The organism is Mesorhizobium sp. RCAM 05099, from assembly GCF_059683685.1.
On the sequence record NZ_CM185035.1, the window covers coordinates 2,178,636 to 2,193,004 of the forward strand.

The following is a 14,369-nucleotide window of genomic DNA, read 5'->3' on the forward strand; positions in this document are numbered from 1 at the left end:
CCTGACAGCAGGTTGTCAGGAGCCTGAGGCCGGATGCGCGTTGGCTTTAAACGCCCCTGGCGGCGGATGCGACCCGCACCGGCGACCCGTTCAGGCGCGGCACGACGACCAAGCGCTTGATCTTGCCCTTCTTGTAGGCCGCGAGGAAGCGCGCATAGTCCTTGAAGGCGACGCAACCGCTGGATTGTCCATAGCGCCCGCGAAGCAGGTAGGTATGGGCCAGGAAGCCGTCGCGATTGTATTTGTTGCGGCCATCGACCGGGGTTAGGCGCAACGCCTCGACACCGTGGAAGCGCTGCTCGCGCAGCGACAGATTGTAGGTGTTGGGCGGCGTCGGTCCACGGTTCTTCTGGTCGACATAGCGCGGCTGGTCCGTCATGGCGCCGATACCGGAATGCGCCTCGAGCCTTTCGCCGTCCGGCATGTACACCATGCCGGCGCTGATGTCGTAGACAGCAACGCCGTTGCCGGCCCCCGTCCTGGTGTTCGGTGAATTGAACAGGTTCTTGAACGCCTGGCCGAGGCCCCCGGCGGGAACGTCGGGCTTGGCATAGGCCAACACGTCGCCGCCATCGGCCGGGCGGCCCTGGCGGGCCGGTTTTGCCGGCTTGCTGGCCTGCTGGACCGACCTTGAATTCTGGATGGGCTTGCCCTGCTGCGCGGGCCTTACCTGTTCGGCGGCCTTGGGCTCCTGGACGACCGTCGGCTGTCGCGGGGCCTCGAATTGCGGGCGGCGGGTCGGCAGCGGCACGTCGTCGGTCAGCGCGTCGGACAGGGAGGCGGCATCGCCGGGCTGTTCCTGCAGGGTGTCGACGGGCGACACCGCGACATCGGCCGGGGATTCGGCCATCGGCATGGGCGAGGCGAACGCCTCGTCTTCGACCGGCAGCGACTGGGCGAGAGCCAGTGCCAGTTGCGAGCCGCTCGGCGTCTCCGACTGGGCAAAGCCCATCGGTTGCGGCGCGGTCTGGACGACGACGGAGCCGGTATCGGCGCGGGCGAAGCGTTCCGCCGCCGGAGGCGGAATGTCATCCGCCGGGCTGGCCACCACAGTGGCGGACGGCACCAGGGATGCCTGGGCGACTTGCGACGCGACGCTGGAAATCACGGGACGGGCATTGGCGACGGCTGGCTTTCCGGCATCGGCAAAGACGGCGGCAAGCCGGCTTGGCGACAGCGACGCTTCGATGCGTTCGAAGCGCTCTTGCGATTTCGACTTTGCCACCGTCGGCTTCGCCTGCGCCACAAGGCGCGCGGATTTTTCGCCCTGGGGGCTCACCCGGGCCAGCTTGAAGCAGCTGGCGCCGCATTGCACGGCATGGTCGTGCAGCGCCTGCGCGCCGCCATGGGCATTGGCCAGCGCGAACGGCGCCGAAGATGTGAGGAAATGCTGCTTCAGAGGATCGGCGAGGGCAAGCGAGCTCGGCATCGCCAGCGAGCCCGGCATCGCCAGTGTCTGCGGCAGGCCGCCGGACGTTGCCGACAGCGAGGCGCCGACGGAACTCAGGCCGACCATGGTGCCGACCAGCCACAAACCAACGGCAGCGCTGACGCCGGGCACCGCGACCCAGCGGACGATCCGTTCAGGGTTGAAGGAAGAGGAACGCGGCGCGTCACAGGCGGTCCCGCCGTCCCAACGCTCGTCCCCGACAATTGTTCTACTCAAGAACGCCATGCGACCAATCTTGCTCCAACCGGCTCCCACGTCCGCGGCTGTGATAGCCGCGACGACCATTCTGTGAGTGATCCCAGGTGGTCCCCGACGCGTTTTCCGCGTCTGTCGTTAGTTGCCGATCGCTTCAAAATATGGACAAAGTTGGTTAACCAATCCCTCTCAAAACCAACAAGAGACGCGGACTTTGTGCCGAAGAAGGCTTGTCCACGACCATGAACGCGGTATTGCAGCCCTTCCAATGGCTTTTTTGCTGCCTGTTTTTGCCGTTCAAGTCAAGCAAAACAGCCCTTGCTAATTGACGCAGAAGGCTTTTTGGCCGGTCGTGTTGCAACGACGCACGCCGTTGCGTGTTGCCGAACAAGCCTCGGCACCCGGCAAAACTGTTGCCCTCCTGCCACAATTTCTCCGCCCGGGCGGCAGCGCCTCGACGGGCATTGACTCGTTTTGGGAGGCAGTGCAATCGGGGTAAGTGCTTGGTTTTGGGTGGCAAAGGCCACTTTCGGAGGCTTTTCCATGAAGCGTCGGGACTTCTTGGCGCTGTCGGCGGGTGCGGCGGCGTTTTCCCTTCTTCCAAGTGCCGTCAAGGCGAACGTGCCGATGCCCTACGACCGGAACGCCGAGGTGCCGGTGAACGACAAGAAGGCGTTCATCGACTGGATGGTGGCCAATCGCGGCGAGGATCCGAAGTTTCTGGCCGAGCGATTCGATCGCTTCCAGATCATGGTCTACAACAAGGACGTGCTGGACGACCGCAACAAGCGCGCCTTCCTGCTGACACCGCGCGAAGAGTTCGTGCTGCCGCAGAATCTGGCGCGCGCCTATGACCACGCTTTCCTCGACATCGGCTATGGCGTGACGATATCCGGTCCGCATCTGGTCGGACGCATGACGACGGCCATCGACGTGCAGCTTGGCGAAGCCGTGCTCGAGATCGGCACCGGCTCCGGCTACCAGTCAGCCTACCTGGCCAATCTCACCGACAAGGTGCACACGATCGAGATCATCAATCCGCTGGCGCAGCGCACCCGCCGCACCTATGACGCGCTGATCGAGCGTGGCTACAGCGAGTTCGGCTCGGTCACCAGCCGCAATGCCGACGGCTACTATGGCTGGGAAAGCGTCGGTCCGTTCGACAAGATCATCGTCACCTGCGGCATCGACCACATTCCGCCGTCGCTGTTGCAGCAGCTCAAGCCCAATGGCGTCATGGTCATTCCGGTCGGGCCACCGGGCGCCCAGCACGTGCTCAAGGTGATCAAGCAGCAACTCGCCGACGGCACGTTCAACATCGTCCGCTCGGACATCTACAACGGCAAGGTGGTGCCTTTCGTGCCCTTCACCAAGCTGGAAGGCGACCAGATCGTCGGCACGCACAACGCTTGAGTTGCCCGCCGGTCCAAGCCTGCCGAGCTAACCGCCGCATCAAGGGGCCTGAATGACGGCTGTCGTATCGACCTCACGACCAAGCATCGCCTCGCTGGAGGCGCCGCGGCTCGCGCACTACCTCGCGGTTGGGCTGATCGCCGGCGCCATCATCGCGCTGCAGATATCGGTCATGCGGGTGTTCGCCGTCGGCAGCTGGTCGCATTTCGGTTCGCTGGTGGTGAGCCTCGCCATGCTCGGCTTCTCGCTGTCCAGCGTCGTCATCTTTGCCGGCAAGGACTGGTTCGACCGGCACTGGCAAGGGGCGGCCACATCAGCCCTGCTGCTGATCGGTCCGCTTGCCGTCGCCGCCAACCTCGTTGCCCAGACGGTGCCGTTCAACGCCATCTTCCTGGTCTCCGACCCCGAGCAGAAATGGCGGCTGCTGGCCAATTTCCTGCTCTATCTCCTGCCGTTCCTGGCCGGAGCGTTCTTCCTCGGCATCGTCTTCCTGAAAAGCCGTACCGCCTTCGGCCGCGTCTATTTCGCCGATCTCACCGGCTCGGGGCTCGCCGGCCTCGTCGTGCTGGTGTCGATGTATCTGTTCGCGCCGGAGACCATCATCGTCGTGCCGCTGCTTTTATGGGCGGCCGGCTCGATCCTGTGGTTCCTCGCTTTCGGCGCCTGGAAGAGTGTCGTCGCCGGCGTGGTCGTGGCGGCGCTGTCGATCGTCGGGTACCTCATGCTGCCCGGCCTGCTCGGCATCCCCGACATCGCGGTGTCGCAGTACAAGGGCGTCGCCTATGCCCGCAACTTCCCCGACGGCAAGCGCATCTACCGCAGCGTTTCGCCGTTCGGCGACCTGCAGGTCTATGCCAGTTCCTACATGCATTTCGCGCCGGGCCTGAGCGACAACGCCGCCTTCGGCATGCCCGAAGTTCCGGCCAACACCTATGTCGGCCTGTATCGCGATGGCGACGGGCCGGAAGGCATCATGCGCAACCTGGCGCCGGCCGAGCAGGTCTATTTCCGCTATCTGCCGATGCACTTCCCCTATGTCATCAAGGCGAAGCCGAAGACCTTCGTCGTGCAGTTCGGCGGCGGTATCTCCACGCAAGCCGCGCTCAATGCCGGCTCGACCTCGGTCACCGTCGCCGAGAGCAACCCGATGACATTAAGGGCGTTCCGCGACCCGGTGCTGAAGGACGTCACCGGCGATATCCTGGCCGAACCGCGCCTCAAGGTGATCGACTATGACGGACGCCTGTTCCTCGCCAACACGACAGAGCGCTACGACGTCATCGACCTCAGCCTGGCCGACAGTGTCGGCCTGTCCAATCCGGGCGGCTTCGCCATTTCGGAGAAATACGCCTACACGCATGAGGCGATGCTGAGCTACATGCGCGCGCTCGCCGATGGCGGTGTGCTGTCGGTGACCTTGTGGAACAAGGAAGAGCCGCCGAAATCGGTGCTGAAGCTCTATTCGACCATCGCCGAGGCGGCCAGGACGTTCGACCGCCAGGGCGCTGCCAACGACATCTTCGCCGTGTCGAGCTATCTGTCGACGACGACGGTGCTGTTCAAGCGCGGCGGCTTCACCGAGGCGGAAATCAAGACCCTGCGCGACTACACCAAGTCGATGTCGTGGGAGGAAGTCTACTATCCCGGCATGCCATATGACGGCTCGACGGCGCAAAAGGTGCTCGACGATTATCGCGCCTCGATCTTCGGCAGCGGTGAGGATGCGACACTCACCCAGCCCGCCGCCGATGCCACCGCTCCGGACGATCCGACCGCGCCGGCAGGCGCTTCAGCGCCTGGGAATCCCGACTGCGACCCGACGGCGCCGGCCGACCCAACGCTCGATGCCTGCGCCAACGCTGGCGGCAATGCCGGGCCTGACGTGCTGCCGGCGACCGCGCTGCAGCGCATGGCCTGGCACGCGCTGTTGACCGGCGGCTGGGAAAAGCTCGCCAGCGACTACGTCTTCGACGCGCGGGCGCTGAGCAACGACCAGCCCTATTTCGCCGCCTATGTGAAGGTCGCCGACCTGCCCAGGACGCTGGACAGGCTCGACCTGTTCCAGGACGACTGGGGCTATCTGCTGATCTGGGCGACGCTCGGCATTGCCTGCATCACGGCGGCGTCGCTGGTGCTGCTGCCGGTCATTTTCGGCTGGCGCATCGTCTTCTCGCGCTCGCGCGGCAAGCTCGGCACCATTCTCTATTTCGCCTGTCTCGGCCTTGGCTACATCATGGTCGAGGTCGGGCTGATCAGCCGCTTCACCGTGGCGCTCGCCAATCCGACCGTGTCGGCCTCGGTGCTGATCTCGTCGATGCTGGTGTTTTCCGGTCTGGGCAGCCTCTTCGCCGAACGCATCTTCGACCGCGCCAGAACGCTTCTGCCTGTCTTGTTGCTGGCGATCTGTGGGCTGCTGCTGGCCTACGGCTTCTATTTGTCGCCGGTGCTCGACTGGATCGGCGCCTATCCCTATGCCATCAGGCTGCTGCTCTGCTTCCTGTTGGTGTCGCCGCCGGCCTTCCTGATGGGCATGCCGATGGCCACCGCCATGACCGGCTGGCGCGGCTCGGCAAGGAGCATTTGTTCGTCTGGGCTTGGGGCATCAATGGCTGCTTCTCGGTGATCGGCTCGGCCGCGGTGCCGATCGTCGCCACCAGCTTCGGCCTCAGCGCCGTGCTGCAATGGGCGGCGATCGCCTATCTCATCGCCATCCCGGCCTTCTTCGCGGTGCTGCTGCCGTCGAAGGCGCCGTCCATCCGATTGGTGATGGCCTGATGCCCGACCGGCGCGCCATCATCGCCGGACTGCTGGCCGCGGCAACCTTCCCGGCGGCGAGCCAGGCGGCGCGCTTGCGCAAGGCCATATCGACGATCGTGCCGTTCAAGACATCGCCATTCCCCTACCGGGGAAGGCTGCCCGACGGTTCCGGGCCCTTTCTCGACGTGACGGCCAACGGCCGGCAGGGCCACACCTCGCCGCGCGGCGGCATCTACTGGGAAGACGAGACCTATTCCGACCGCAGCACGCTGCTGGCGATGCCGAAAGGGTTCGATCCGGCCAAGCCGGCGGTCATCGTGGTGTTCTTCCACGGCAATGGCGCCACCTTGCAGCGCGATGTGGTCGGGCGCCAGCGGGTGGTCGCGCAGGTCGAGGCGTCCGGCCTCAACGCCGTGCTGGTGGCGCCGCAATTCGCCAGCAACGCGCAGGATTCCAGCGCCGGTAATTTCTTGACGCCGGGCGTCTTTGCCAGGTTCATGACCGAGGCAGCCCAAGGCCTGGGCAGGCTGACTGGCGCCAAGGCGGCGAAATTCGACGCCATGCCGGTGGTGCTGGTCGCCTATAGCGGCGGCTACAACCCCTCCGCCTCCGTGCTGAAGAACGGCGACATCGGCGGCCGCCTGCTCGGCGTCATCCTGCTCGACGCGGTGTTCGACGAAGCGGACATTTTCGCCACCTGGATCGAGCGCCACAGGAAGAGCTTCTTCGTCAGCGCCTATGGCCAGTCATCGGCCTCCGGCAATGCGCAGATCCGGCAGTTGCTGGCAGGGCAGGGCATCGACGCCAGTTCGGATCCGCCGCGCCGGCTCGAGGCCGGCACCGTCGCCTTCCTCGCCTCGGATGCAGCCCACGACAGTTTCGTCACCCGCGCTTTCGTCGGCAACCCGCTGCAATGGCTGCTGGCCCGCCTGCACGGGTTTTCCCGCTAATCTCAGGCGCATTCACGCCGGCAGGGCGCCGTCGATGCCGATGTCGGCAATCGCTGCCAGTTCGGCGGCGACAGCGGCGGCGCGGCGTGCCTTCGGACCATGTTCGGGCCAGACGAGGCGGCGCTTGATCGTCAGCGCCGGAACATCGCGGGCGATCTCCACCAAGTGGCCAGGATCGAGATGACGCCGCAGCACCAGTTCGCTTGCCAGCAGGGCGCCCATGCCGGCAATCGCCGCTTGTGCGGCGACGATCGTCAGCCCGAAACGCGGGCCTTGCTCAATGGCTTTCGACTGTCGGTCGGCGGCCGCGAACCAGTCGCGCCATGTTGGATAGACGTCGTCGCCCATCATCGGGTCGATGTGCAGCAGCGGCATCTTGTCCAGCACTTCGGCTGAATCCGGCCTGCCATGGCCGCGAACCAACGCGGGCGCGCAGGCCGGGATCACCCGTTCGGTGAACAGGTCGAGCGATGCGATATCTGGTGCCGCGCCCTTGCGGTAGCTGATGGCGAGGTCGACGCCTTCCTCCAGCATGGCGTCGAGCGCGACGGAGGCGACGATGCGGACGTCGAGCTTCGCCAGAACTCCCCGCACCCTGTTGAGCCGCGGCGCCAGCCACAGTGAGGCGAAGGACGGATCGGCCGAGATGGTGAAGGTCTCGGCTCGTCGCTCGAAGCGCAGCCGTCGCATGCCGGAAGCCAGCGCGTCGAAGCCACGGTCGATGTCGGGCAGGGCGGCCTCGGCGGCGCGGGTCAGGGCGATGCCGTTGCCTTCGCGCCGCACCAGCTTGACGCCAAGCCTGTCCTCCAACTGCCGGATCTGGTGGCCGATGGCGCCTGGCGTCACGCCCAGTTCCTCCGCTGCACGCGTCAGGCTGCCAGCCCTGGCGACGGCGAGCAGCGCCCGCAAGGCGGATAGTGGAAGGTCCCGGAGTGTCGTCATGATTGAGATTAGCTCAAAACCTGGCGAAGGGAACTCGTTTGAACCCTCATTTTCACAGGCATAGGCTTGTTGAAGAAATTCAATCGCAGGGGTCGCCACAATGCTCGACACACCAAAGCATCCATCCAGCCATTCGACTTCGAGCATGCCAATCCGGGCTATGCACGGCGAGGGTCAGCGCATCGCCGTCGAGTTGGCGGACGGACGGCCAGGCCGGCTTTCGACGCGGTGGCTGCGGCTCGCCTGCGAATGCGAGGAGTGCGGCGACACCGCCTCCGGCAAGAGGTGGCTGACGCCGGCTGATATTCTTGCCGGAGTCCGAGCCACCTCAATCGACGTCTCGGCAAGCGAGGTGAGCGTCGCCTGGGACGACGGCCATGTCTCGCGCTACGGTTCGGATTTCCTGGCTGCTCATGCCGGCGGCGCCGGCACGTCGCGGTTCCAGCCGCAACTGTGGAACAGCGACCTGTCAGCGCGGCTCGGTCGTTTCGCTTTCGATGCGGTGGTCGCGGATGACGAAGCGCTGTTCCATTCGCTGCGGGCGCTGCGCGATCACGGCATTGCCATGCTAACGGGCGTTCCGGCCGAGACGGAAGCAACGGCGCGGGTCGCCAGCCGCTATGGGCCGATCCGCGAGACCAGCTATGGCAAGGTGTTCGACCTGATTTCGCGGCCGGATGCCCGGGTGGCGGGCGAAACGGCGCGGGCGCAGATCCCGCATACGGATGAGCCGTTCCGCTACTCGCCGCCGGGGTTCATCTTCTTTCACGCCATCCGCACGGGTGCCGGCACCGGCGGCACCTCGCTGATGGTCGACGGCTTCCATGTCGCCGAACTGATGCGAGCGCGCACGCCGGAGCTGTTCGACCTGTTGTCGCGGCACGGCGTCACCTTCCACCGCGAGCATGCCGGCGAGGTGTTCTTCAGCGCCGAGGCGCATGTCATCAGCCTCGATACCAGCGGGGCCGTCACCGGCATCCGTTACAATGACCGCTGCCTGGCACCGCAGACCGCGCCATTGGATCGGATCGATGGGTTGATCGAGGCATTGGCCGAACTGACGCGTCTGGTCTGCGATCCGCAAAACCAGTTCCAGCATCAGCTGCGGCCGGGCGAAGTGCTGGTCTTCGACAATCAGCGCGTCCTGCACGGCCGCAGCGCCTTCGATCCGACGCTGGCGGTGCGTCATCTCAGAAGCTGCAACATCGACCGCGACGGGGTGCACAGCGCGCTTCGCACGCTGGCGCGTCGGTTTGCACCGGAGGAGGCGGAGGCGGTGCTCTATCAAGGGGCGATTTTCTGAGGGCTCACAGGATGGGGTTCCTCGCCCCCACGTAGGTGGGGGAGAGGTGGCTCGGCGAAGCCGAGACGGAGAGGTGGCGGCGCGGCGTTGAATATCAGAGCAAACTTGCCGGCGCCGCAGCCCCCTCTCCGACCGCTTCGCGGCCACCTCTCCCCCGCTTTGCGGGGGCGAGGAACCCAAGTTCTGCTGGGCTTTAGTTGAACCAAAGCGCAAACGTCAGGAACCCGCCGCCGCCGAACTCGCGCTGGATCTGGTCGAAATCGTCGCTGGTCAGGATCTTGCCGCTTTCGAGGTAGGGCGCGATGCCCGGGCCGGTGATCGACAGCACCAGGTCGAAGGGCTTTGGCTCGTCGAAGAAGCGCTTCATGTTGATGCCCTTGCCTGTGATGCGGAAATGCGGCAGCAGCACGCGGCCTTCGAGCAGATCTTCCGCCATCGTCAAGGTGGCGAGCCAGGCCGCGACCTGCTCCTCGCCGACTTCGAGGCCGGTGAGCCGGTTTTCGCCCTTCTGCCGCGGTCCGGGCAGCCATTCGCGGTCATTGTCGGTCTCGGCGCGGATTGCTTTCCAGTCCTCGCGCGACAGCCGGATCATTTCGAGCAGTTCGCGGCGCGCCGCTTGCCGGCGTTCCGGTTCGACCACCGGCCAGTTGATCATGTGCACCATCGAGATGAAATCGGCGATACGCCATTCCGAGGAGAAGATGCTCGAGCCCATCTCGCTTGGCGGGGGCACGAGAATGTCCTGCAACGGCAGCTTGGCGCGCGGGAACAGCATGTGGAACGAGCCGTCGAAAGTGTTTTTGAAATCATGCGCCAGCCAGAAATCGGCCTGCGCCATCAGGAACTCGGCATAGCCCTGCAGCCAGAAACCATCGGCGCGGTCGAAGCGGAAGGTCAGCGCCGGTGCGGTGTCGTCCGGCGCGCTGCCGCCGCGCGACAGCGAGGCCATGATGGCGGCCATGCTTTCATCCGGCGCGATCGTGCCGTCCTCGTTGAGGTCGATGCCGACATGGGTAAGGTCGATGACCATGCCGATATCGGCATCGGCGGGCACGGAACCCAGCGTCGCGGCGGATTTTTCCAGCCGGTCGTGGAAGGCGGCCAGAATGGCGCGGAACTGCTCGTAGGTCAGCGGCTCGGGGTTGGGATTGTCGGGCACCGGCAGCCGCATCAGCGGCAGCATGAAGGATTGCGGGCTCTCGAAACCATGACGGTGCAGGCCGCTGGCCAGGATCTCCAGCGCGGTGAAGAATTCACCGGCGCCGGCCGCATAGGCTGATGCTGGATCCTTGGGCCCGGCGGCCTCCAGCGTCGACAGGGCGCTGTCGCGCGCGGCCACGGTCTTCGCCTCGAACAGCGCGGTCGCCGCTTCGGGCATTGCCGCACGGGCCGAAGACAATGGCACGAGCAGAATGAAGGCGGATGCCAGCAGGCTCGAAAGTCGGTTCATCGTGGTCCTCCGTTTTGCCGTTCCAGCGCGATCATAAACACAGCCGGTAACGCGCGCCCGTCACTTCAGCGCCGCCAGCGCCTTGTCGATTTCGGCCATCTGCGCCTGGAAGTAGCCGTCATATTGGGGATAGCCGGCGTCGTGGCAGAACGACCAGGCCAGTTGCATCCGCTGCCTGGCATCCCCGAGCAGCCTGGCATCGCCGTTCTTGCGACCGAGGATAAGCAGCCCGGCGCCGACCCCGCCTTGCAAGGACGCCCATTGCAGCGGCGCGCTCTCTTTCGTCCACTCTTTCAAGGCTTCGTCATAGGAGGCAAGACCGGCCCGGATGGTCGCGTCATTGCCCGTCCGCTCACCGGTCAGGACGAGGGCGCGGGCAAGATTGTTGTGCGCGGTCGCCCAACTGAACGGCTCGCGCTCACGCGTCCATTCCTGCAGTGCGTTGCGGTAGGCATTGGCCGCCAGCGTAAGGCTCTGCGTGCCTTGCTCGCGCTGGCCGATGGACAACATGGCGTTGGCCAGGTTGTTCTGTTCCGTCGCCCACAGCAGCGGCATGCGCTCGCGGGTGTTTTCACTAAGCGCGGCATTGTAGGCATCCACTGCCTGTTGCAGCAGGTCGCTGCCGTCGAGCCGGTCGCCGATCGCCCATAGGGCGCTGCCCAAGCCATCCTGCGCGGCGGCCCAGGACAGGGGGTCGAGGTCGCGGGTCAGCGTCTTCAGCACATCCTCATAGGCATTGACGGCTTCGTGCAACCGGTCCGGCTGGTTGCCGCGCAGGCCGATCCAGGCGATGGCGTCGGCTTCGCCCTTGCGCGCCAATGCCCATTTGACGGGTTGCTCCTGTCGCGAAATCGCCTGCCGGGCGGCGGCGAAGGCAGTCGCCGCCTGCTGATATTGCTCCGGGCCGCTCTTGCGCATCCCGAGCATTATCAGCGCCGTTCCAAGATTGGACTGAGCCTCCGCCCACAGCGAAGGATCGACCTGCTTGATCCCGCTGGAGACGATGCCGGAGAAGATGCCGACCGCCTGCTCCAGCGACGCGGAGTCGCTCTGGCGCTGCCCATACATATACATCGCCAGGCCGAAATCGTTCTGCGTCATTATCAGTTGAGGTGTCAGGCGATCCTGGGGAAGCAGCTTGGCCGCTTCGGCGAATGTTCGCATCGAGGCCTGCAGAGCCTTGTTGTCACCGCGAAACGTGCCGTAGGCGCGGATGGCATTGGCTTCAGCCAGCTTATAATGCCAGGCGAGGCCAGTGTCCCATTTCCTCACCTGCTCGAACGCCTTGCGGTAGTCGTCGGCCGCCTTCATCTGCTGGAAGGCGAGGAAATAGGTATCGCCGCTGCGGCTGTAGACTTCGGCGAATTCGATCCGCCTGGCCTTCACGTCGGCCTCGGCCCGATCGACGGTTTTGGACAGTCGCGCGACACGCGCCTTGGCCTGTTGCTGGAACTGGATCGCCGCTGTCACCGCGCCGTCGGCCAGCGCCTTTTCGGCGAGATCCGACAGGCGGACGATGTCTACATCCGTGCTCTTCAGCGCCTGCCTTTCCGCAATGATGGTCTTGAGATGTTCGGTCTGGCCGCGCAGCAGCCGGTCCAGTTCGCGCGGGTCGCTGGGCACATCGGTGCCAAGCGCGGCGAGCAGGCCGTAGAGCGTTCCGAGCGGCACGGCTTCCGAATTGGCGGCGGCCTCGACAAGGCGGCGCGTGTCGGCGGGCGTGGTGGCGATGGTCAGCAGCAGCTTGCGATGCTCGCCGCGGATCGCGGCGTCGTCACCGGCCGCCTGTTCCGGCGACAGGCCGAAATAGAGCAGCCGGCGCAGGCTGGCATTGGTCCATGGCCGCTGGCGCCCGCCGGTCTGCACATAGACCTCCTCGGCCACCATCGTCATGACGTCGCCGAAGGCAAAACCGCCAGCGGCGAGGTGCTTCAGCAGCGCGGCGGCATAGGGGCTGTTGCCGCCGGCATCGCCATCGAGCGCGGCGTGGCCGGGCTCGGCGGCAAAGCCGATCACCTCGCCCAGGCTTTGCGGCCCGTCGGCGGTATCGGCGAGAGGGGCGGCTCCGCGCGTCAGGTCCAGCCCGGCGGCGGCGACGGGTGCAGGACCGGAGGCGGTGACGATGGTCGCCCCGGTGGGGAACGGATTGGTGCGGCAGGCGTCCAGCAACACGATGGCGACGGGAACCCTGGCCTTCAGCTCGGCCAGCAGGCCCGATAGCGGAACGAGGTGCTTGCCGGCATCGGCGAGCGAGGATGGGTCGGCACCGACCGGCACCAGATAGTTCTCGCCGCCGGCCTCGATGCCATGTCCCGAATAGTAGAGCAGCGCCACATCGGCGCCGGCAGCGTCCTCGACGAAACGTTGCAGGCTGCGGTCGAGCCTGATCTTGTCGCCATCGGTGACGGAGGTGACATCGAAGCCGAGTTCACCGAGCAGGCGGTCAACCGCGCGGGCGTCGTTGGCGGGGTTGGGCAGGGTGGTCAGATAATCGTAGCGGGATTCGCCGATGACCAGCGCCACGCCGCGCATCGGCTTTGCGTCGTCGGCCCAAGTGGAAGGCGGGTTGAGAAACAAGGCGAAGCAAAGGGCCAGCAACAACGCCGCGAACCTGGTCCCGCAATGCCGGCCGACCATCCCCATCTTTCCGCCCGAAAGATTCAAACCCGGCCCATGCTAATGCGCTGACCGTGGCGGCTCAATGGCGCAGTCGCGGCGGCGCGGTGAATGTCTGGCGGCAAAACGGTTGCGACGACGCCATGGTCAAGCCACTTGATTGTTGCCGGATGCGCTTCAACCGGCCCGGCGGACGGTCTACACAGGGCAAACGATTGGGCGTCGCGTGTCGAACTATCCGCTTTCCTACAAACTGTCCTGGCTGCCGCGTTTCCTGAAGCCGTCGCTCGGCGGTGACGTCGGAGAATTCGCGCCGGTAGCCGCAACGATGATGACGCCACCGCCGACGCGGACGGTGCGGCTTGCCTTCGTCGGCGACATCTCGTCAGTGGCCAATCGCGGTGCGCCGGACTGCGATCCGGTGATCAAGGCACTGCTCGGCGCAGCGGACCTGGTGATAGGCAATTGTGAAAGCCCGATCGTGGACAGACCGAATGCGGTGCTGGGGACGAAGCTCGGCACGCATCATGCCATGACCGAGCGTTTTCTTGATGAGGCGCTTGCCGTGGTTGGCATCCCGCATGACAGGCTCGTGCTGTCGCTGGCCAATAATCATGTGTTCGACCAGGGCGTCGCCGGTTTCGACGAGACGGTGGCGGCACTGAAGCGGCTCGGCATCCGCACAATCGGCTTGGCCGCCGATGCTCCGGTGCCTGTCAAAGTCGGACCGCTGACACTGGGCTTCGCCGCCTTCACGCTGTGGCGCAACGCCGGCGCTGACCTGTTTGCCGGCCGCGTGTCGATGGACGGCGATCCGGCGCGTTGGCCGCGCGATGCCAGTTTTGATCTCACCTGTGCAGTGCCGCATTGGGACTGGGAATTCCGGCATTTTCCGCGCGTGGAAACGCGGGCGCTGGCCAGGCGGCTGGCCAGGCAGGGCGTCGGGCTGATCGCCGGTCATCATGCCCATGTCGTGCAGCCGGTGGAACGGATCGACGAGACGATCGTCGCTTATGGGCTTGGCGATTTCCTCGGCACCGCCTTTTCCCGCCAGCCATGGCCCGGACGCATTGGAGGCATCCTCGTCGTCGATGTCAGTGCCGATACCGGCACGCGCGGTGCCATCGCGTCTTACCGTCTGCATCCGTTCATGCGGCTGCGGGCCGGTGATCATGAGCGGCTGGCGCCGGTGGAGGCGCTGGAGGGTCGAATGCGCGGCAGGGTCGAAGGTCGGCTGAGGGCGATTTTTCCTTCTTTCGCAACGGAAGAGGATGTCACCGTCTAACCGTCTGG

Annotated in this window: 10 protein-coding genes; 6 read left to right on the forward strand and 4 right to left on the reverse strand. The window is 65.5% G+C overall.

Annotated features, from left to right (window positions below; all coding sequences use genetic code 11):
• Window positions 1–46 precede the first annotated feature (46 nt).
• Window positions 47–1,675 carry a DUF2778 domain-containing protein gene (locus AC56QQ_RS10700; RefSeq protein WP_497126918.1) on the reverse strand — a complete coding sequence of 543 codons (1,629 nt, stop codon included), beginning with the start codon at window positions 1,673–1,675 and terminating at the stop codon, window positions 47–49.
• A gap of 513 nt (window positions 1,676–2,188) precedes the next feature.
• Here AC56QQ_RS10700 and AC56QQ_RS10705 point away from each other — a divergent pair.
• Genes AC56QQ_RS10705 through AC56QQ_RS10720 form a run of 4 tightly spaced genes read left to right on the forward strand, consistent with a single transcriptional unit; the run spans window position 2,189 to window position 6,765 of the window.
• Window positions 2,189–3,058 carry a protein-L-isoaspartate O-methyltransferase family protein gene (locus AC56QQ_RS10705; RefSeq protein WP_497126920.1) on the forward strand — a complete coding sequence of 290 codons (870 nt, stop codon included), beginning with the start codon at window positions 2,189–2,191 and terminating at the stop codon, window positions 3,056–3,058.
• 52 nt (window positions 3,059–3,110) lie between these two features.
• Window positions 3,111–5,681: a spermidine synthase family protein gene (locus tag AC56QQ_RS10710; protein ID WP_497126922.1), complete on the forward strand. Its 2,571-nt coding sequence runs from the start codon at window positions 3,111–3,113 to the stop codon at window positions 5,679–5,681.
• Window positions 5,639–5,833 (forward strand): hypothetical protein, encoded by a 195-nt coding sequence (locus AC56QQ_RS10715; RefSeq protein WP_497126924.1) that lies wholly within the window; start codon window positions 5,639–5,641, stop codon window positions 5,831–5,833. Before AC56QQ_RS10710 ends, AC56QQ_RS10715 begins: the two co-directional genes overlap by 43 nt.
• Window positions 5,833–6,765 (forward strand): hypothetical protein, encoded by a 933-nt coding sequence (locus AC56QQ_RS10720; protein ID WP_497126926.1) that lies wholly within the window; start codon window positions 5,833–5,835, stop codon window positions 6,763–6,765. Before AC56QQ_RS10715 ends, AC56QQ_RS10720 begins: the two co-directional genes overlap by 1 nt.
• Window positions 6,766–6,777: 12 nt before the next feature.
• On the opposite strand, the gene AC56QQ_RS10725 is transcribed toward AC56QQ_RS10720, so the two are convergent.
• On the reverse strand, window positions 6,778–7,707 hold the full coding sequence (locus AC56QQ_RS10725; RefSeq protein WP_497126928.1) for a LysR substrate-binding domain-containing protein: 930 nt from the start codon (window positions 7,705–7,707) through the stop codon (window positions 6,778–6,780).
• A 145-nt stretch (window positions 7,708–7,852) separates the two neighbouring features.
• Here AC56QQ_RS10725 and AC56QQ_RS10730 point away from each other — a divergent pair, with 145 nt between their 5' ends.
• On the forward strand, window positions 7,853–9,010 hold the full coding sequence (locus tag AC56QQ_RS10730; RefSeq protein ID WP_497126930.1) for a clavaminate synthase family protein: 1,158 nt from the start codon (window positions 7,853–7,855) through the stop codon (window positions 9,008–9,010).
• Window positions 9,011–9,203: 193 nt separating this feature from the next.
• On the opposite strand, the gene AC56QQ_RS10735 is transcribed toward AC56QQ_RS10730, so the two are convergent.
• Together AC56QQ_RS10735 and AC56QQ_RS10740 are read right to left on the reverse strand one after the other, a co-directional pair.
• The gene (locus AC56QQ_RS10735; RefSeq protein WP_497126932.1) at window positions 9,204–10,460 is read right to left on the reverse strand and encodes a hypothetical protein; all 1,257 of its coding nucleotides are present in this window, start codon (window positions 10,458–10,460) and stop codon (window positions 9,204–9,206) included.
• Between the two features lie 60 nt (window positions 10,461–10,520).
• On the reverse strand, window positions 10,521–13,097 hold the full coding sequence (locus AC56QQ_RS10740; protein WP_497126934.1) for a caspase family protein: 2,577 nt from the start codon (window positions 13,095–13,097) through the stop codon (window positions 10,521–10,523).
• Between the two features lie 205 nt (window positions 13,098–13,302).
• Here AC56QQ_RS10740 and AC56QQ_RS10745 point away from each other — a divergent pair, with 205 nt between their 5' ends.
• Window positions 13,303–14,361, forward strand: a complete 1,059-nt coding sequence (locus AC56QQ_RS10745) for a CapA family protein (RefSeq protein WP_497126936.1) — start codon at window positions 13,303–13,305, stop codon at window positions 14,359–14,361.
• The last annotated feature ends 8 nt before the right edge of the window (window positions 14,362–14,369 follow it).

Bases quoted from the DNA above. Each gene is read 5' to 3' on its own strand.
- AC56QQ_RS10700 (WP_497126918.1), bottom strand. From the start codon at position 1,675: ATGGCGTTCTTGAGTAGAACAATTGTCGGGGACGAGCGTTGGGACGGC.
- AC56QQ_RS10705 (WP_497126920.1), top strand. From the start codon at position 2,189: ATGAAGCGTCGGGACTTCTTGGCGCTGTCGGCGGGTGCGGCGGCGTTT.
- AC56QQ_RS10710 (WP_497126922.1), top strand. From the start codon at position 3,111: ATGACGGCTGTCGTATCGACCTCACGACCAAGCATCGCCTCGCTGGAG.
- AC56QQ_RS10720 (WP_497126926.1), top strand. From the start codon at position 5,833: ATGCCCGACCGGCGCGCCATCATCGCCGGACTGCTGGCCGCGGCAACC.
- AC56QQ_RS10725 (WP_497126928.1), bottom strand. From the start codon at position 7,707: ATGACGACACTCCGGGACCTTCCACTATCCGCCTTGCGGGCGCTGCTC.
- AC56QQ_RS10730 (WP_497126930.1), top strand. From the start codon at position 7,853: ATGCCAATCCGGGCTATGCACGGCGAGGGTCAGCGCATCGCCGTCGAG.
- AC56QQ_RS10735 (WP_497126932.1), bottom strand. From the start codon at position 10,460: ATGAACCGACTTTCGAGCCTGCTGGCATCCGCCTTCATTCTGCTCGTG.
- AC56QQ_RS10740 (WP_497126934.1), bottom strand. From the start codon at position 13,097: ATGGTCGGCCGGCATTGCGGGACCAGGTTCGCGGCGTTGTTGCTGGCC.